The organism is Pseudomonas sp. GW821-FHT01C01 (assembly GCF_059422645.1).
In genome coordinates this window covers 1-18899 of sequence record NZ_JBWKXF010000008.1, presented here as the reverse complement: position 1 = coordinate 18899, position 18899 = coordinate 1, and the positions used below count along the sequence as shown (strand labels likewise).

General features: G+C 59.2%; 18 protein-coding genes and 1 pseudogene. 6 read left to right on the top strand and 13 right to left on the bottom strand.

The genetic code is table 11. The features are described 5' to 3' along the window. Positions 1-110: 110 nt before the first annotated feature. Entirely contained in the window at positions 111-734 is a 624-nt protein-coding gene (locus tag AC07XF_RS07760) for a response regulator (RefSeq protein ID WP_495026040.1), read from the bottom strand. Positions 735-997: 263 nt separating this feature from the next. On the opposite strand from AC07XF_RS07760, the pseudogene AC07XF_RS07755 reads away from it, so the two are divergent. After that, positions 998-1093: pseudogene (locus tag AC07XF_RS07755) on the top strand (DUF1120 domain-containing protein); the annotation flags it as partial. A 61-nt stretch (positions 1094-1154) separates the two neighbouring features. Here AC07XF_RS07755 and AC07XF_RS07750 read toward each other — a convergent pair. From AC07XF_RS07750 to AC07XF_RS07725, 6 genes are all read right to left on the bottom strand, one after another. Then, complete coding sequence (locus AC07XF_RS07750; protein ID WP_495026039.1) at positions 1155-2459, bottom strand: CynX/NimT family MFS transporter; 1305 nt, start codon at positions 2457-2459, stop codon at positions 1155-1157. Then, on the bottom strand, positions 2449-3108 hold the full coding sequence (locus tag AC07XF_RS07745; protein ID WP_204932148.1) for a FadR/GntR family transcriptional regulator: 660 nt from the start codon (positions 3106-3108) through the stop codon (positions 2449-2451). Before AC07XF_RS07745 ends, AC07XF_RS07750 begins: the two co-directional genes overlap by 11 nt. A gap of 230 nt (positions 3109-3338) precedes the next feature. After that, positions 3339-4103, bottom strand: a complete 765-nt coding sequence (locus AC07XF_RS07740; RefSeq protein ID WP_007989979.1) for an amino acid ABC transporter ATP-binding protein — start codon at positions 4101-4103, stop codon at positions 3339-3341. A 28-nt stretch (positions 4104-4131) separates the two neighbouring features. Beyond that, positions 4132-5229, bottom strand: a complete 1098-nt coding sequence (locus AC07XF_RS07735; protein WP_007989977.1) for an amino acid ABC transporter permease — start codon at positions 5227-5229, stop codon at positions 4132-4134. A 10-nt stretch (positions 5230-5239) separates the two neighbouring features. Next, positions 5240-6421 carry an amino acid ABC transporter permease gene (locus AC07XF_RS07730; RefSeq protein WP_007989975.1) on the bottom strand — a complete coding sequence of 394 codons (1182 nt, stop codon included), beginning with the start codon at positions 6419-6421 and terminating at the stop codon, positions 5240-5242. A 65-nt stretch (positions 6422-6486) separates the two neighbouring features. Continuing rightward, positions 6487-7518: an amino acid ABC transporter substrate-binding protein gene (locus AC07XF_RS07725; protein WP_310054074.1), complete on the bottom strand. Its 1032-nt coding sequence runs from the start codon at positions 7516-7518 to the stop codon at positions 6487-6489. A gap of 467 nt (positions 7519-7985) precedes the next feature. On the opposite strand from AC07XF_RS07725, the gene AC07XF_RS07720 reads away from it, so the two are divergent. The 5 genes from AC07XF_RS07720 (at position 7986) to AC07XF_RS07700 (ending at position 13316) form a co-directional block, all read left to right on the top strand. Further along, entirely contained in the window at positions 7986-8642 is a 657-nt protein-coding gene (locus tag AC07XF_RS07720; protein ID WP_495026038.1) for an alpha/beta hydrolase, read from the top strand. Between the two features lie 110 nt (positions 8643-8752). Continuing rightward, positions 8753-10243 (top strand): ATP-dependent RNA helicase RhlB, encoded by a 1491-nt coding sequence (gene rhlB, locus AC07XF_RS07715; RefSeq protein ID WP_495026037.1) that lies wholly within the window; start codon positions 8753-8755, stop codon positions 10241-10243. Positions 10244-10366: 123 nt separating this feature from the next. Further along, positions 10367-11311, top strand: coding sequence for an ornithine cyclodeaminase family protein (locus AC07XF_RS07710; RefSeq protein WP_495026036.1), 945 nt, complete (start codon positions 10367-10369; stop codon positions 11309-11311). Between the two features lie 145 nt (positions 11312-11456). After that, a complete protein-coding gene (locus AC07XF_RS07705; RefSeq protein WP_495026035.1) occupies positions 11457-12584 on the top strand; it encodes an NAD(P)/FAD-dependent oxidoreductase in 1128 nt (375 codons plus the stop codon). Between the two features lie 90 nt (positions 12585-12674). Then, positions 12675-13316, top strand: coding sequence for a helix-turn-helix transcriptional regulator (locus AC07XF_RS07700; RefSeq protein ID WP_495026034.1), 642 nt, complete (start codon positions 12675-12677; stop codon positions 13314-13316). Between the two features lie 116 nt (positions 13317-13432). Here AC07XF_RS07700 and AC07XF_RS07695 read toward each other — a convergent pair whose 3' ends face one another. From AC07XF_RS07695 to AC07XF_RS07670, 6 genes are all read right to left on the bottom strand, one after another. After that, positions 13433-14209 carry an ABC transporter substrate-binding protein gene (locus tag AC07XF_RS07695; protein WP_495026033.1) on the bottom strand — a complete coding sequence of 259 codons (777 nt, stop codon included), beginning with the start codon at positions 14207-14209 and terminating at the stop codon, positions 13433-13435. A gap of 289 nt (positions 14210-14498) precedes the next feature. Beyond that, entirely contained in the window at positions 14499-14951 is a 453-nt protein-coding gene (moaE, locus tag AC07XF_RS07690) for a molybdopterin synthase catalytic subunit MoaE (protein ID WP_495026032.1), read from the bottom strand. Positions 14952-14954: 3 nt separating this feature from the next. Continuing rightward, complete coding sequence (gene moaD, locus AC07XF_RS07685) at positions 14955-15197, bottom strand: molybdopterin converting factor subunit 1 (RefSeq protein WP_495026031.1); 243 nt, start codon at positions 15195-15197, stop codon at positions 14955-14957. Beyond that, complete coding sequence (gene moaC / locus AC07XF_RS07680) at positions 15194-15667, bottom strand: cyclic pyranopterin monophosphate synthase MoaC (RefSeq protein ID WP_007972660.1); 474 nt, start codon at positions 15665-15667, stop codon at positions 15194-15196. The genes moaD and moaC overlap by 4 nt, the downstream gene beginning before the upstream one ends. Before the next feature lie 226 nt (positions 15668-15893). Continuing rightward, positions 15894-17288 carry a PhoH family protein gene (locus AC07XF_RS07675; RefSeq protein ID WP_007972659.1) on the bottom strand — a complete coding sequence of 465 codons (1395 nt, stop codon included), beginning with the start codon at positions 17286-17288 and terminating at the stop codon, positions 15894-15896. A gap of 337 nt (positions 17289-17625) precedes the next feature. Continuing rightward, positions 17626-18750, bottom strand: a complete 1125-nt coding sequence (locus AC07XF_RS07670; protein WP_495026030.1) for a polysaccharide deacetylase family protein — start codon at positions 18748-18750, stop codon at positions 17626-17628. Positions 18751-18899: the final 149 nt, after the last annotated feature.

Genomic DNA, 18899 nt, shown 5'->3' with positions numbered 1-18899 from the left:
CCTGTTGTGCAAAATGACTTTGAAAGATTGCCTGCACAATAGTCGGCAAATGCATCGAACACTATCGGCATTCGCCACGAAAATATCGCAACTGTTTACTCAACAGGTAGCTAGAACGACATCATTCCATTGTCACGGGCGTAGGAGTAGAGGTCGATATCCGTGGCAATACCCAACCGGCGCATGGCCATGGTTTTCTGTTTACTGATGGTCGACACACTGCGCTTGAAATGACTGGCGATTTCACTGACGGTCATGCCGTTGGCCAGCATTCGTACCACCTCATGCTCTTTGGCTGACAAAGACGATTCGGGCATCTGAGTGCTGGCCAGCAGTGTACCCAGGGACTCACTGATGTAGCGTCGTCCCTGCCCCACCGCGTTAATTGCCAGGGGCAGTTCGGTCGCCGACGCAGTCTTGGCGACGATTGCCATCACCCCTTGCGCCAGCGTTGCCCTTACCGTCACGACGTTGGTAAACATCGTCACCAGAATGATCGGCATTGCAGGGTGGTGACGCTGAATCGCACTCAGCATCTTCAAGCCATCGGCCTGCTGTCCGCCAGGCATGGAGAAGTCGGTGATCAGCAGATCACAAGGCGTACTTGAAAGAACCTCCATCAGACTGTCCGCTCCATCGGCTTCCCCGACGATTACGCATTGCCTGCTGGTATTGATGAGTATCCGTAACCCGACCCGAACGACGGAATGGTCGTCAGCAATTACGACGCGCATTGTGGGCTACCTCCTGCTTGTGGCTGGAAAGGCGCGAAAAATAACGCTGTTCAACGCCCCCGACAACACCACGCAAAAGCCTCGTTTCCCGTTTTTTTCAATGGATTCAAGGGGCTGGCATTTTTACTCGACAAACAAAAAGAAAACTCCTACATCGCACAGCGCATAGAACTACAGAGGCGAACGACTCCCTTACCGCACCCCAAAAGAAAACCTTACATATCCCCGCAATAACCACTCACACACCGCACAGCCGGTTTTCGTATTCGTTGCATTTCGATCCAGCCAGCACCGTGGTGGATGCGCTGCCGCAGGTCTATCGCACCGACTCCACCACCGAGGGCCGGGCCTGGAGCACCGACGTGTTGCTCGACGGTTCGGCAACCCTGGAGGTGTTGCATTTGTAGCGCCTCGTCACGCTCAGATTTTCTCGCTGACCACCTGCACGTACAGCGCACGTCCAGCACCGAGACCGGCGATGATCGCGCCAAGGCCGATGACGCCGAAGATCCAGCCCACGGCGGTCCAGCCGCCGGTCCAGTCATGCACGATACCGACCGCGAACGGCCCCATCGACGCCAGGGTGTAACCGAAACCCTGGGCCATGCTCGACAGGTTCGCCGCCACGTGGGAATCCCGCGAGCGCAGCACGATCAGGGTCAACGCCAGGCTGAACGTGGCGCCCTGCCCCAGACCCAGCACAATTGCCCAGCCCCACAAGCCTTCGATCGGCGCATACAGGCAACCGAACAAGCCACCGAGGGTCAGCGCCATCACAATCACAATCGCCAGCCGCTGGTCCTTGCCGCGAGTTGCCAACCATGGCGCCGCGAGCGAGCTGACCAGTTGCACGATCACCGAGCCAGACAGCACCAGCCCGGCCTGGGTCGGGGTCAGGCCGCGACCGATCAGAATCGACGGCAACCAGCCAAACACGATGTAGGCCAGAGACGATTGCAGGCCCATGTACAAGGTCACCTGCCAGGCCAGCGGGTCACGCAATAATCCCCGGACGCGGTAGGCGACATGATGCGCACCGTGTTTCTGGCCGACTTGCGGCAGCCAGAACACTGCTGCCGCTAGCGCCGGGATAACCCAAAAGCCAAGGCCCATTGCCCAGCTGTTGTCAAAATGTTCACTAAGCGGCACGGTCGCCCCTGCCGCCATCGCCGCGCCGAGGCACAGGGCCATGGTGTAGACGCCGGTCATGGTCCCGGCCTGCTTGGCGAAGTCGCGTTTGACGATGCCCGGTAGCAACACGCCGATCACACCAATACTGGCGCCGGCCAACACACTGCCGGCAAACAAGCCGATCTCGCCGAAGGAACTGCGCAGGATGATCCCGCCCGCCAGGGTCAGGAGAATCCCCAGTACCACCCGCTCGGCGCCGAAACGCCGCGCCAGCAACGGCGCCAATGGTGCGAACAGGCCAAGGCACAGCACCGGTAAAGTCGTCAGCAAACCGGCTTGGGACGCCGACAAACCGAGGGACTTCGACACGTCGCTGAGCATCGGCGCCATGCTCGACAATGCCGGGCGCAGGTTCAAGGCCACCAGAATCAGGCCCATCAGCAACAGCCAGGGCCGGCGTAAAACCGGGTGAGCTTGCTGGACCTGCTCATCATCGACCTCGGCGTCGATCAGCAATTCTTCCAGCTCTGCCACGCGTTTTGAGGCTGTGGATAAATCACTGCGGTGTATGGATTTCTCAGTTTCAAGGTTCATTGATCAACTGCCTCGACAGGGCTTTGGCCCGCTCCGGATCACGTTGTTCCACGGCATCGAGCAACTCGATATGCAGGTCGAACACTTCCTGACGGCGCGGGACGATGCTCAGCGTCTGGCGCAATTGCGCGCCGACGATGCTTGAAAAATAGCGATACAACTCGCTGAGGGTTGGGTTGTGCGCGGCGTCCACCAGCCGACGATGGAACACCAGGTCGCAGGCGATATAGGTGTCGAGATCGCCGTGGTAATGGCTGCCGCTGACTCCCAGCGCCTCGCGTAACGCCACCAGATCCTCATCGGTACGGCGCAATGCAGCCAGACCGATGGCCTCGACTTCAAGGATGTGCCGGGTTTCCCGCGCCTGCTCAAGAGAACAACGGGACAACGCCTTGAGCGTGTCCAGCGGATCGATCACTGCCCGCAGGTAACTGCCGTCGCCCTGACGGATCTCGATCAACCCGGAAAACGCCAACACACGCATGGCTTCGCGCACGGTGTTACGGCTGATGCCCAGCTCGGCGGACAGCTCGGGCTCGGTGGGCAAGCGCTGCCCGACCACCCAGACACCCTGGTTGATGCGCAGGCGCAATTGGTCCAGGGCCTGATCGACCAGAGATCGTTTAACTAGTGGAGAAATTTCTGACATTGAATTCGCCCTCTCATCCAATCATCGGATGAATTTTCTGACATGTTAGTCAACATATGCCAGAACGGCAACAGCCCTTGTAGGAGCGAGCTTGCTCGCGATGGAATCGAGAACGCCGCGGGGTATCAGGCACCCAGCGTTATCGTTGACGTCCATCGCGAGCGAGCTCGCTCCTACAGGCAAAAATAAACCCGGAACAAGTCCGGGTTTATTTCACTGGCTGAATCCGATCAATGCAAAATCTGGCTCAGGAACAGCTTGGTGCGCTCGTTCTGCGGTTTGTCGAAGAAGTCGTTTGGCGCGGCCTGTTCGACGATTTCGCCCTTGTCCATGAAGATCACGCGGTTGGCCACGGTGCGGGCGAAGCCCATTTCGTGGGTCACACAGAGCATGGTCATGCCGTCTTCGGCCAAGCCGATCATGGTGTCCAGCACCTCTTTCACCATCTCTGGGTCGAGTGCCGAAGTCGGCTCGTCGAACAGCATGATTTTCGGCTTCATGCACAGTGCACGGGCAATCGCCACACGCTGTTGCTGGCCACCGGACAGTTGCCCCGGGTACTTGTGTGCCTGCTCCGGAATGCGTACGCGCTCCAGGTAGTGCATGGCGATTTCCTCGGCCTTGCGCTTGGGCATCTTGCGTACCCACATCGGCGCCAGGGTGCAGTTCTGCAAAATGGTCAGGTGCGGGAACAGGTTGAAGTGCTGGAACACCATGCCGACTTCACGACGGATCGCTTCGATCTGCTTGAGGTCGTTGGTCAGTTCCACGCCATCGACCACGATGCGACCCTGCTGGTGTTCTTCCAGACGGTTGAGGCAGCGGATGGTGGTGGACTTGCCGGAACCCGACGGGCCGCACAGGACGATTCGCTCGCCCTGCTTGACGTTGAGGTTGATGTCCTTGAGTACGTGAAACTGGCCGTACCACTTGTTCACGCCCTGCATCTGAATAATGCCTTCAGGGCTCACAGGCTGTTTGATTGCTTCGCTCATCACAAAACTTCCTAAATTAGGTAGCGACTTAGCGCTTGTGGCCAGTGTCGAGCTTGCGTTCCAGATGCATGGAATAGCGCGACATACCAAAACAGAAAATCCAGAACACCAGGGCGGCGAACACATAGCCTTCAGTCGCCATGCCCAGCCATTTCGGGTCGGCGGCGGCTTGCTTGACACTGTTGAGCAGGTCGAACAGGCCGATGATGATCACAAGGCTAGTGTCCTTGAACAGCGCAATGAAGGTGTTAACGATGCCGGGGATCACCAGCTTCAGGGCTTGCGGCAGAATCACCAGGCCCATGCTGCGCCAGTAGCCCAGCCCCATCGCTGACGCCGCTTCGTACTGACCTTTGGGAATCGCTTGCAGGCCACCGCGCACCACTTCGGCAACGTAGGCCGACTGGAACAGGATCACGCCGATCAGCGCCCGCAGCAGCTTGTCGAAGTTCATGCCTTCGGGCAGGAACAGCGGCAGCATCACCGAGGACATGAACAGCACCGTGATCAACGGCACACCGCGCCAGAACTCGATGAAGGTCACGCAGACCACCCGAATCGCCGGCAGGTTCGAACGACGGCCCAGGGCCAGGACAATCCCCAGCGGCAGCGCACCGGCAATACCGACGGTGGCGATGACCAGGGTCAGCATCAGGCCGCCCCACTGGCTGGTCGCCACGTTGGTCAGGCCGAAAATGCCGCCATGCAACAGGAAGTAGGCAATGATCGGGTACAACACCAGGAAGCCCAGCCCGTGCACCGCTTTATGGTGGAAGCGCGAGATGAACAACGGCGCCACGCCGATGACCGCCAGCCACACCGTCAGGTCCACGCGCCAGCGCAGTTCCGGCGGGTAGTAGCCATACATGAACTGGCCGAAACGCTGCTGGATGAACACCCAGCAAGCTCCGTCCTTGGTGCAGTCGGCGCGGGTCGTGCCCACCCAGTTGGCGTCGAGGATGGCCCACTGCAGGATCGGCGGCACCACCAGGTAGATGAGGTAGAACGCAAACAGGGTCAGCAGGGTGTTGAGCCAGCTGGAGAACATGTTCGCGCGCATCCACGCCACCACACCGATGCTGCGGCCCGGTGGAGGCATGTCAGGTTTGAAAGTATGAGTACTCATGCGCTATTCCTTACCGCTCGATCAGCGCAATGCGCTTGTTGTACCAGTTCATCAGCATGGAAATGCTGATACTGATCGCCAGGTACACGCTCATGGTGATGGCAATCACCTCGATCGCCTGACCGGTCTGGTTCAGCACCGTACCGGCAAACAGCGAGACCATTTCCGGATAACCGATACCGGCCGCCAGCGAGGAGTTCTTCGCCAGGTTCAGGTATTGGCTGGTCAGCGGTGGAATGATCACGCGCAGCGCTTGCGGGATGATCACCTTGCGCAGGGTCGGGCCGTTGCGCAGGCCAAGCGAATGCGCCGCTTCGGTCTGACCATGGCTGACTGACTTGATGCCCGAACGTACGATCTCGGCGATGAACGCCGCGGTGTAAACGGTCAGGGCCAGCGTCAGCGCCAGCAGTTCCGGGATCAGTACCCAGCCGCCGATGAAGTTGAAGCCTTGCAGCTTCGGCATTTCCCAATGCAGCGGTGCACCGAAGATCAGTGCGCACAAGGCCGGGATCACCAGGAACAACGCCAGGCCGGTCCAGAACTTGTGGAACGGCACACCGGTTTCTTCGAAGCGCTTGGTGGCCCAGCGGCTCATCAGCACGATGGCAACGATGGCCACGACGATGCTGATTACAAACGGCCAGAAGCCGTCCGCCATCAACGCCGCCGGCATGTTCAGGCCACGGCTGCTGACGAAGAAGGTATCGCCGAAATTATGGCTGTTGCGCGGCCCCGGCATGGTCAGGAACACCGCGAAGTACCAGAACAGGATCTGCAGCAGCGGCGGGATGTTGCGGAAGACTTCCACGTACACCGTCGCCAACTTGGCGATGATCCAGTTCTTCGACAGCCGTGCCACACCGACGATGAACCCCAGGATCGTCGCCAGGATCACGCCGATGAAGGTCACCAGCAAGGTATTGAGCAGGCCGATGACAAACACCCGGGCGTAAGTGTCCGCTTCGGTGTAGTCGATCAGGTGCTGGGCGATACCGAAACCGGCACTGCGCTCAAGAAAGTCGAAACCGGAGGTAATGCCCCGGTGCTGAAGGTTGGTTTGCGTGTTGTCGAACAGAAACCAGCCCAGCGAGACCACCCCGATAATCGTGATGATCTGGAATACCCACGCACGCACTCGTGGATCGCTGAGGCTGAGCCTCTGCTTTGGTGCGCCGATTGAATTTTGCATGAAGTGCCCCGGAAATAATGGAACAGAACATCACCCGGTGGTTGGCCCACCGGGTGATAGAACCATCAGCGCACTGGTGGTGCGTATTGAATGCCGCCAGCGTTCCACAGAGCGTTCAGCCCGCGGTCGATTTCCAGCGGAGTGCTCTTGCCGAGGTTTTTGTCGAACACTTCGCCGTAGTTGCCGACTTGTTTGACGATCTGCACGACCCAGTCTTTCTTCACTTTCAGGTCTTTGCCGTATTCACCGTCGGTACCCAGCAGACGGGCAACGTCAGGGTTCTTGGTGCCCTTGGCTTCGGCTTCTACGTTCTTCGAAGTGATGCCGGCTTCTTCAGCGTTGAGCATGGCGTAGCCAGTCCAGCGCACGATAGCCAGCCACTCGTCGTCACCATTACGCACGACCGGGCCCAGGGGCTCCTTGGAAATGGTTTCCGGCAGAACCACGTAGTCCTTCGGCGAAGCCAGCTTGCTGCGCTGGGCGAACAGCTGGGATTTGTCGGAGGTCAGTACGTCGCAACGACCGGATTCCAGCGACTTGGCGCTCTCGTCGGAGGTGTCGAACGTGATCGGGGTGTACTTCAGGCCGTTGCCGCGGAAGTAGTCGGAAACGTTCAGTTCGGTGGTGGTACCGGCCTGGATGCAGATGGTCGCGCCGTCCAGCTCTTTAGCGCTTTTCACGCCCAGCTTGTTGTTTACCAGGAAGCCGATGCCGTCGTAGTAAGTGATGAAACCAGGAAATTTCAGGCCCATGCCCGCGTCACGGGAGCTGGTCATGGTGGTGTTGCGCGACAGAATGTCGATTTCGCCGGATTGCAGCGCGGTGAAGCGCTCCTTGGCGTTCAACTGGCTGAACTTGACCTTGGTCGCGTCGCCGAAGACGGCAGCCGCTACTGCACGGCAGTAGTCAGCATCGATACCTACGATTTTGCCGGTGGAATCCGGAACCGAGAAGCCTGGCAAGCCATCGCTGACGCCACACTGCACGAAACCTTTCTTCATCACTGCATCCAGGGTTGCGCCCGCCTGGGCAAACCCGCTGACACCGAGTACCGCGGCTGCAGTCACGATAGCCAGGGTGGATTTCAACATCTTCATTCAAACCTCCAGTTTTGCTCTTGTTGTGTCGGAGCGTGAGTCCTGTCGCACCCTTTTGAGGCGTAGTTGACCCGTGTTGGCTTGTTTTGGGGTCAACCGACGTAAGACGTTAGCTTTGAGTCTAGTAGGAGAAAATCCACATCATGGAAAACTCACTCTCACCAGTCGGCCGAACGGGCTGTAGCCCTTTCACGTTCGCGAAGCCCCGTAGCGGCCATTGGCGAACATCCATCACCGGATTCATTGCTATCCCACAGTCGGCAGTACACTGATAGTGTTACCGCCGGGCGCGAGATGGGTTGCACCGTTTCCCCATAGCAAAGCTCGTACCACACCGCCTACTAAAGCGGTTCAGCAGCAGGTCAATAGCAAAACTTGTACGCTTGCGACATCTTCTTAACGGATCAACCAGACGCGCACTTGGATCACGCACTTAATGAGCGCGCGCGCACAACATTGGAGCAGCCATGACCAACCCCTTGATTCTTGAACCCGTCAAGACCGCAGACGCCTGCGTCATCTGGCTGCATGGCCTGGGCGCCGACCGCTATGACTTCCTGCCGGTGGCCGAAGCGCTACAGGAAAGCCTGCTGAGCACCCGCTTCGTTTTGCCCCAGGCACCGAGCCGCGCCGTGACCATCAATGGCGGTTACGAGATGCCAAGTTGGTACGACATATTGGCCATGAGCCCGGCGCGCGCGATCAATCGCGAACAACTTGAAGAGTCCGCGAACTGGATCATCGAATTGATTGAGGCGCAGCGAGCCAGCGGAATAGACGCCTCGCGGATTTTCCTGGCTGGTTTTTCACAGGGTGGTGCGGTGGTTTTCCACACCGCTTTTCTGAAATGGCAGGGACCACTGGGTGGCATCGTTGCCCTTTCTACTTATGCACCAACCTTCAGCAATGAACTGGAACTGTCGGCCAGCCAGCAGCGCATTCCGGTACTGTCGATGCACGGCCAATATGACGATGTGGTGCAAAACTCGATGGGACGCAGCGCCTACGAGCATTTGAAACAGCGTGGTGTCACCGTGACATGGCAGGAATACCCAATGGGCCACGAAGTGTTACCCGAAGAAATTCGCGACATCGGCACCTGGCTCACCGAGCGTTTGCGTTAAGCATCCAGGTTCCTTTCTTTGTTTAAAAGGCCCCTTTGATCCATCCCACTACGCCGCGCCCGATTCTTGCATTACACTGGCCGGCGTACATTCCTTAACCAATTGATGAGATGACCGTGCTCAAAGCACTCAAGAAAATGTTCGGTAAAAGCGAGACTGAGCAACTCGCGCCAGTTCCCAGCGCTGCGTCTCACGCTCCCAGCCACCGCACCGACGGTAATCAGCCTGAACGGGCCGCCCCCGCTGCTGCACCCAAGCATGAGCCGAAGACCGCAAAAGCTGCCCAGCCTGCGGAAGTAACAGCCCCGGAACAGCCACACAGCGAAACGCCGAAACCCGCCAAACCGCGCCGCGAACCCAAGCCCAAGGCGCCGGTCATCCCATGGAAACTCGAAGACTTCGTTGTCGAGCCCCAGGAAGGCAAAACCCGCTTCCACGATTTCAAGCTCGCCCCTGAACTGATGCATGCCATCCACGACCTGGGCTTCCCGTATTGCACGCCGATCCAGGCCCAGGTGCTGGGCTTCACCCTCGCCGGCAAAGACGCCATCGGCCGCGCCCAGACCGGTACCGGCAAAACCGCTGCGTTCCTGATCTCGATCATCACCCAGTTGCTGCAAACCCCGCCGCCGAAAGAGCGCTACATGGGTGAGCCACGGGCGCTGATCATCGCGCCGACCCGGGAACTGGTGGTGCAGATCGCCAAGGACGCCGCCGACCTGACCAAGTACACCGGCCTCAACGTCATGACCTTCGTCGGCGGCATGGACTTCGACAAGCAGCTCAAGCACCTCGAAGCCCGCCACTGCGACATCCTCGTGGCCACACCGGGCCGCCTGCTGGACTTCAACCAGCGCGGCGACGTGCATCTGGACATGGTCGAAGTGATGGTGCTGGACGAAGCCGACCGCATGCTCGACATGGGCTTCATCCCGCAAGTGCGCCAGATCATTCGCCAGACGCCGCCGAAGTCCGAGCGTCAGACACTGCTGTTCTCCGCGACCTTCACCGAAGACGTGATGAACCTGGCCAAGCAATGGACCACCGACCCGTCGATCGTCGAGATCGAGTCGCAGAACGTGGCCAACGAAAACGTCGAACAGCACATCTACGCGGTGGCCGGTGCCGACAAATACAAACTGCTCTACAACCTGGTCAACGACAATGGTTGGGAGCGGGTGATCGTCTTCGCCAACCGCAAGGATGAAGTGCGGCGCATCGAAGAACGCCTGGTCCGCGACGGCATCAATGCCGCGCAACTGTCCGGCGACGTGCCGCAGCACAAGCGCATCAAGACCCTGGAAGGTTTCCGCGAAGGCAAGATCCGCGTCCTGGTCGCCACCGACGTAGCCGGTCGCGGTATTCACATCGACGGCATCAGCCACGTGATCAACTTCACCCTGCCGGAAGTGCCGGACGACTACGTGCACCGCATCGGACGGACCGGGCGTGCCGGTGCCGACGGTGTGTCCATCAGCTTTGCCGGTGAAGATGACTCCTATCAGCTACCGTCCATCGAAGAAAAGCTGGGTCGCAAGATCAGCTGTGAAACACCACCGACCCACTTGTTGCGGGCTGTGGAGCGCAAGCGTCCGCACTAAACGACGCTGAAAAGACAAGCGCAGCCGGAAACGGACTGCGCTTTTTTTTCGCCCGGATATTGTTAGATAAAACTAAAAGTCCATAATGGACAAATTAGTTTACCTTCAGTCCCGGAGCCGACCATGTCCAGTACGCCCCAAGTGATCAACCAACACCAAGCTCGCGAGTTGCTGGCGCAGGTCGACGTGCCGCAGATCCTGCGCCAAATGTTCCGTGACCTGGCGGCCGGGCAAGCCGTGCAACCGGCACAACAACTGGTGGAGTTTCCCCAGGGCGCCGGCGACTTCATCAACTACCTGGGTGTGCTGGCCGAAGACGGCGTATACGGGATCAAAACGTCGCCGTACATCGTCCGTGAACAGGGACCGTTGGTGACGGCGTGGACACTGTTGATGTCGATGCAGAGCGGCCAGCCGCTGTTGCTGTGCGATGCAGGCGAATTGACCACGGCACGCACCGCAGCGACTACGGCGGTGGCGGTCGATGCTCTCGCGCCGCTCAGGGCCAATCGCCTGGCCATCATCGGCAGCGGTAAAGTGGCGCAGGCGCACCTGAATTACGTGAAAGGCCTGCGCAACTGGCAGAGCATCAACCTGTACTCGCCGAGCCTGAGCGATGATGCCGAGACCGTGAGCCTGCTGAAAAACATCGAGCCACGCCTGAACATCGTCGACAGTCGCGAAACCGCCATTCAGGACGCCGACGTCATCATGCTCTGCACCTCATCCGCCGGTCCGGTGATCGATCCATCGAGCTTGCACAAACCGGCGCTGATCACCTCCATCAGCACCAACGCCCCGCGTGCCCACGAAGTGCCGCCGCAAAGCCTCAATGACATGCAGGTGTTCTGCGACTATCGCCTGACCACCCCGGGCGCGGCCGGTGAAATGCTGATCGCCACCGAGCAGCACGGTTGGGACAAGAGCGCGATTGTCGGCGACCTGCCCGACCTGCTCAGCGAAAAAGTCCAGCGCCCGGATTACGATCGCCACGTGTTTTTCCGCTCCATCGGCCTCGGCCTGGAAGACATTGCGCTGGCCAATGCCATCTACCGCCTGCCGCACTGACACCACAACCCTGTAGGAGCTGGCTTGCCAGCGAAAGCGGTTTGTCAGTCGCCATCGTAGGTGAATGTCAGACCCTATTCGCGAGCAAGCCCGCTCCCACAGGGGATCACTACAATTTCGGCATCGCGCTTCACAGGAGACGTTCATGAGCCAGGCAGATTTCATCATCATCGGCGGCGGTATTGCCGGTGCCTCCACCGGTTTCTGGTTGTCGCAGCATGGCCGCGTGATTGTGCTCGAACGCGAATCCCATCCGGCCTATCACTCCACCGGTCGTTCGGCGGCGCTGTACACCGCGGCCTACGGCACCCCGCAAGTGCGGGCATTGACCCTGGCCAGCCGGGACTTTTTCGACAATCCGCCCAGCGGTTTCTGCGAGCACCCGCTGCTGACTCCACGTGGCGAAATGACCGTGGACTTGACCGGTGACCCGGACGAACTGAACAGGCAATACCAGAGCGCCAAAACCACGGTGCCGGAGATGCAATTGCTCGGCGTCGACGAGGCCTGCGCATTGGTGCCGATCCTGCGCCGGGAAAAAGTCCACGGCGCCATCTACGATCCGACCGCCAGCGACATTGACACCGATGCCCTGCACCAGGGCTATTTGCGCGGTATCCGTCGCAACCAGGGCGAAGTGCATACCGACAGCGAAGTGGTCAGCCTGAGCCGCGATAACCAAGGCACATGGCACGTTCAGACCAACAGCCAGACGTTCAGCGCGCCGATCATCATCAACGCCGCCGGTGCCTGGGCCGACAAGATCGGCGAACTGGCTGGCGCGAAGCCGCTGGGGCTGCAACCAAAACGCCGTGCCGCGTTCATCTTCGCCGGCCCCGAAGGCGTGGACATCCACCATTGGCCGATGCTGGTCAGCCTCGACGAATCCTTCTACATGAAACCCGACGCCGGAATGTTCCTCGGCTCGCCGGCCAACGCCGACCCGGTGGAACCCCACGACGTGCAGCCCGAAGAGCTGGACATTGCCATGGGCATCTACCAGATCGAAGAAGCCACCACCCTGAGCATTCGCCGCCCGACCCGGACCTGGGCCGGTCTGCGCAGCTTCGTCAGCGACGGCGACTTGCTGTCCGGTTTCGATCCACAGGTGCCGGGGTTGTTCTGGGTCGCGGCACAAGGCGGTTATGGCATCCAGACCTCGCCCGCCATGGGCCAGGCCAGCGCGGCACTGGTACGCGGCGCAGCGTTGCCCGAGTCGCTCGGCCGCTTCGGCCTGAATGCCGAAATGCTCTCCCCCGCCCGCCTCGGCTGATCCTGATCCTCAGGTGACGTGTCCCCACGATTACGGCACACTTTCAGCGCCCCTTTGATGGGGCGCTGACGCTGCCTGGAGTTCCACTGTATGAACGCCCCCGAAAAAGACTCGGCCCCGGACACCACGTCGCTGGATAACTACCGGGCGATCGCCGATGCCATCGCCACGCTGTTCTTTCCCCACGCCGAAGTGGTGCTGCACGACCTGCGCACGCAAAAGGTCGACTACATCGCCAACAACCTGTCCAAGCGCGAAATCGGCGACGACTCGGCGCTGGAAGACATGCTCAGCGACGATGTCAGCGAACGAAACATCGGACCGTACGAAAAGCTCAACTGGGATGGTCAGAAGATTCGCAGCCTCAGCACGGTGCTACGCGACAGCGAGGGTCATCCGCTGGCAGTGCTGTGCATCAACCTGAATATTTCACTGTTCGAGAATGCCAAGGCCGCTTTGGATCTGTTCCTGTCGCCAACCAAGCTGATCCCGCAACCGGACTCACTGTTTCGCGATGACTGGCAGGAACGGATCAACACCTTCCTCCACGCCTGGCTGCGCGAACGTCAGTTGAGCCTGAATCTGCTGACCCGCGACCACAAGCGTGAGCTGGTGCTGGCGTTGCATGCCGAAGGTGCGTTCAAGGGCAAAAGCGCATCGAACTACGTGGCCAATGTACTGAACATGGGCCGGGCGACGGTGTACAAGCATTTGAAGGAATTGAAGGCCTAAACCCCTGGGATTTGTGCTGCCTGATCAGGCCTCTTCGCGAGCAAGCCCGCTCCCACACTGGGTTGTGTACGACACAGAACCAATGTGGGGGCGGGCTTGCTCGCGAAAGCGGACTATCAGTCGCCGTAGATGTCGGACTTGAAGTACTTCTCGGAAATCTTCTGGTACTCGCCATTACTGCGAATACCGTCGATGGCCGTGTTCAGCTCGCTGACCAACTCGGTGTTGCCCTTGCGCACTGCAATCCCGGCACCCTCGCCCACATACTTCGGATCTTTCAGCTCCGGCCCGACAAAGGCGTAACCCTTGCCACGCGGCATCGACAGGAAGTCATTGAGGGGAATCGTGTCGGCAAAAATCGCATCGAGGCGACCGGCTGCCAGGTCCATGTAGATTTCTTCGTTGTTGCTGTAGCGCTTGACGTTGATACCCTTGGGCTCAAACACCTCGGTGGCGTAACGGTCAGTGGTGGTGGCGCGCTGCACGCCAACGGTCTTGCCCTTGAGGCTGGCGTACTGGTCATCCACCACCGCGCCATCCTTCATCACCAGGCGCGACGAAGTGAAATAGTACTTGTGGGTGAAGTCCACCGACTTCTTGCGGTCTTCATTGATGGTCATGGACGACAGCGCCATGTCGATTTTCTTCACTTTCAGGGAAGGAATCAGACCGTCGAACTCGCCTTCGACCCACACACACTTGACCTTCATCTGCGCGCACAGCGCGTTGCCGATGTCGTAGTCGAAACCGACGATCTCGCCCTTGTCGGTTTTCGAAGCGAACGGTGGATACGCGGCTTCGATGCCGATGCGCAGGGTTTTCTCGGCGGCGAACACAGAACTGCACGCCAACAGGCTCAGGGCCAGACCGGTGATGAGGGGGAACTTCTTCATGTTCGTTTTCTCGCGGTTGTTGTTGGTTTGGCAAGACAGAAGAAAGAGCTGAAACGGGCGGAAACCTTTTTTGTACTTATAATTCCATCTTGGACTTTTATGTATTGGTCGTCAATCAGGCAAATGCTGCCCGTGCCGGCCGATGGTCGGGTGGTGGTTCTGCAAGGTATTGGGTGAGTCAGATGGTCCCTTCGCGAGCAAGCCCGCTCCCACATTGGATCTGTGTCGTACACAACCCATTGTGGGAGCGGGCTTGCTCGCGAAGGCTGACTTGAGAACGCCGCAGGAGTTACTGCTTCCAGCGATCCGCCGCCGCATGATCACTGTCACGCCCTTCCACCCACCGCGGCCCATCGCTGGTGTTTTCTTTCTTCCAGAACGGTGCGCGGGTTTTCAGGTAATCCATGACAAAGGCACAGGCATCGAAGGCCGCCTGACGATGGGCGCTGGCCGCGCCGACGAAAACAATCGGCTCGCCCGGCTCCAGGGTGCCGATGCGGTGCAGCACTTCCAGCTTGAGCAAGGGCCAGCGCTGTTCAGCCTCGATGGCAATCTTGCCCAAGGCTCTTTCGGTCATGCCGGGATAGTGTTCGAGGAACATCCCGGCGACGTCCAGGCCGTCATTGAAATCGCGCACGTAACCGACAAAACTCACCACTGCACCCACGCCGACATTGGCATCGTGCATGGCGTTGACTTCGGCACCCGGGTCGAACGCGGTGGACTGCACGCGGATGGCCATGCTTCAGCCTCCGGTCACAGTCGGAAAGAACGCCACTTCATCGCCCTCGCTGACCGGCTCGTCGAGCTGACATAGGTCTTCGTTGCGGGCGCACATCAGATTTTGCTCGCTCAATACCTCGGCACCGTCTCGTTGGGCCAACAGTGCGCGGACGTCGTCGACGGTGGCGAAATCGCCTTCAACCTTCACCGAGTCCAGACCCAGGGTTTCACGATAACGGGCGAAAAACTTCACGGTAACGTTCATGGCTGCTCCGCCTGGAAATGACCGCTCTTGCCGCCAACCTTCTCCAGCAGACGCACACTTTCGATGGTCATGCCGCGGTCCACGGCCTTGCACATGTCGTAGATTGTCAGCGCGGCGACACTGGCGGCGGTCAGGGCCTCCATCTCGACGCCGGTCTGCCCGGACAGCTTGCAGCGCGCCACGATGCGCACTGAATCGTCGCCTTCGGCACTGAGTTCGACCTTGACGCCGGTCAGCATCAGCGGATGGCACAAGGGAATCAGATCGCTGGTTTTCTTTGCAGCCTGGATGCCGGCAATGCGCGCCACGGCAAACACATCACCCTTGGGGTGGCCGCCGCTGACGATCATCTGCAGGGTTTCGGGCAGCATGCGCACCAGCGCTTGGGCCGTCGCCTCACGGAACGTCACGGCTTTTTCGGTGACGTCGACCATGTTGGCGCGGCCTTGGGAATCGAGATGAGTCAGCACGGGATTACTCCTGATCAGGAGCGTCGATTGTAAACCTGCGGGTCAGATTTCCGCACGCTTGATTATCGAACGGACGCTTTCCTGTAGGAGCTGGCTTGCCAGCGATGATGGCCTTGAATTCAACGTAAGCCTCAGGGTCCCCTTCGCTGGCAAGCCAGCTCCTACAAGGTTTTGTGTCGGGCATAAAAAACCGGGCGGCTGTGGGGCCGCCCGGTTTTGGTGAGGATTACAAATGCGATTCGGCGTATTCGGCCAGGATCGAACGTGGTACCCCTTGCAGGGTGATGTGCACCCCGTTCGGGAAGTCCTTGAAGCGTTCAGTGAGGTAGGTCAGCCCGGAGCTGGTCGCGGACAGGTAAGGGGTATCGATCTGCGCCAGGTTGCCCAGGCACACCACTTTGGAACCGGCGCCGGCACGGGTGATGATGGTTTTCATCTGGTGCGGCGTGAGGTTCTGGCATTCGTCGATCAAAATCAGGCTCTGCTGGAAGCTGCGGCCCCGGATGTAGTTGAGGGATTTGAACTGCAACGGCACTTTGCTGAGGATGTAGTCGACGCTGCCATGGGTGCTTTCGTCATCCATGTGCAAGGCTTCGAGGTTGTCGGTGATGGCGCCCAGCCACGGCTCCATTTTTTCCGCCTCGGTGCCGGGCAGGAAGCCGATTTCCTGGTCCAGGCCCTGCACGCTGCGGGTGGCGATGATGCGGCGATAACGTTTGCTGACCATGGTCTGCTCGATCGCAGCGGCCAGCGCCAGGATGGTTTTACCCGAGCCCGCGGCACCTGACAGGTTGACCAGGTGGATATCCGGATCGAGCAAGGCGTACAACGCCAGGCTCTGATAGATATCACGCGGCTTCAGGCCCCAGGCTTCCTGGTGCAGCAGCGGTTCCTGGTGCAGGTCGAGGATCAGCAACCGGTCCTCTTCGATCTCCTTGATCCAGCCGACAAAGCCCTGTTCATCAATGATGAACTCGTTGATATGCACCGCCGGCAGGTTGTCGATCAGTTGCACCTGATGCCAGGTGCGGCCGTGGTCCTGACGGGTTTCGACCTTGCTGACACGGTCCCAGAAGGAGCCGGTCATGTTGTGGTAGCCATTGGGCAGCAAGGAAACGTCATCGACCAGTTGGTCGGTGCTGTAGTCCTCGGCCGCGATCCCGCAGGCGCGCGCCTTGAGGCGCATGTTGATGTCTTTGGTGACCAGCACCACGGGCTTCTTCGGGTCGCGCGTGTGCAGATCGATCAGTTGATTGATGATTTTGTTGTCATTCAGGTGCTCGGGCAGAATCAGGTTCGGCTCGGCATGTTTACTCATCAGAATTGACAGCAAACCCTTGGGTCCGCTTTTGCCACGCTGGATCGGCACACCCTGCTCGACATCCTCGGGTGAGGCATCGCCCAGGGTCTTGTCGATCAGGCGGATGGCCTGGCGGCATTCGGCAGCAACACTGTGATGCCCGCTCTTGAGCTTGTCGAGCTCCTCAAGCACGGTCATCGGGATCGCGACGTGGTGTTCTTCGAAGTTAAGCAGCGCGTTTGGATCGTGAATCAATACGTTGGTATCGAGTACATAAAGGATTGGCTGGTTGGAAGAAGAGCTACGTCCGTGATCATCCATACTCGGTCACCTTTGTGGGAGCCAGTCGACGCAATACCCTGACGGTGCTGCGCCTCGAAGTGACTACCGAATACACCTGCGGGGACTCAAGTGTTCTGCCTACATAGCTGGGTCTTGGGAGACGCCACCTGTGTTGCAGGTTTCGGCGGTCTGCCTTCGTAATACTCCAAAACGTGTGACAGAAAAAAGTACTTTGACGCTTTTTTGAAGTTTATTTTTCAGAGTGACCAATAACACTTGGCGGACTGCCATCACCCGTTTACAGTCGGAAGTCAACCTGCATCGAATTCCCGCCCAAAATTGCCCAAAGCCCAATGTTTACGGGCTTTTGTCGTTTTTAGCGAAACGCATCCTGGCAATCCTCCCAGCCGATCCCGACAGGCGCCGTTTGCGTGACCAGCCACGGCAACGCTGTTTTCACGCCATCCTGTTTCACATTGAAATTGATCACCCCATGCCGCCACAGCAGCATCAGGGTCAACACCCGTTGCGCACTCGGGCTGCCCTTGAGTTTGCCGGCGCCGTCCTGGGCGTCGATGTCCCACAGCGCTACCTGCAAACCCTGAGCCTTGAAGAAACCTTCGGCATCGGAACGGCGCTGGCCATCAGGCGGACGGAACAGCGGCACGTAGTTCTCCGGCAGTTTGCTTTTGACCAGTTCGGCGCTGCGGCGCACCGAGTCTTGCCAGTCCTGCCAGTGGCTGTGGGAGCGGAACTCCCAGCCTTGTACGCCGATGCACTGGGTTGAGTAAGTCGCTTGCAGGTCACTCACCGAATGTTCGGCCAATCGGGCCTGGATGTCCTTGCCGAGGACAAAAAACGTCCCGCTCATGTTCGACTTGCGCAGGTACTCGGTGACCCAGGCGGTGTTATCCGGCACTGCGTTGGCGGCGCTGTCGAAGGTCAGCAGAAAAAGCCGGTCATGCATCTCGTCGCCGGTACGCTCATAGTCGCCAAAACGATCGACTTCGCTGCTGGTTTGCGGGAACAGCGCGGCCTTGCGCAACTGCTCGTCCAGGTACTGGGTGTGGAACACACGGCTCGGTTCGGCCCACTTGATGTAGTAGCTGTCTGCACTGACCTGGAACCTGGCGGCCTGCTCGCGCAGGGTGGGCATGTCTTCGACCAGAAAACAGAAGGAGGCATCCTGGTCGCAACTCTGTTGGGCGAAGTTGTAGTTGGCCAGCAGCCGTTGCCACATGCGCTGGCGAACCCGGTTGACCGATTCCAGATTGATCGTGCGCAGGCCCAGGCGCTGGGCAAGGGCGGGTTCATCCAGCGACTCGCTGGTCAGCAGCACACTGGAAAACATGAGGATCTCAGCCCTCGACGCCACATCGAACAGCGTCGGGTTGCCGAGTTTTTCTGGCCAGGTGCTTCGATCAAGCGTCGCCACATCGCCCGGTGCCGCGATGGCGCCGAAGCTCAGAAGCCAGGCCGAGATGAGCAAAACAATACGCAATGGGATGTCTCCATAACAAAACCCGCGCGGCACTATAGCTGATCCAGACACAACTCCCGCAGCAACACTGAACCACTAATGAAATGGCTACCCCCTGACACCCTGTGATCGCTCTCTAAACTTTCACAGGGTGTCTTTCGGAGGCCATT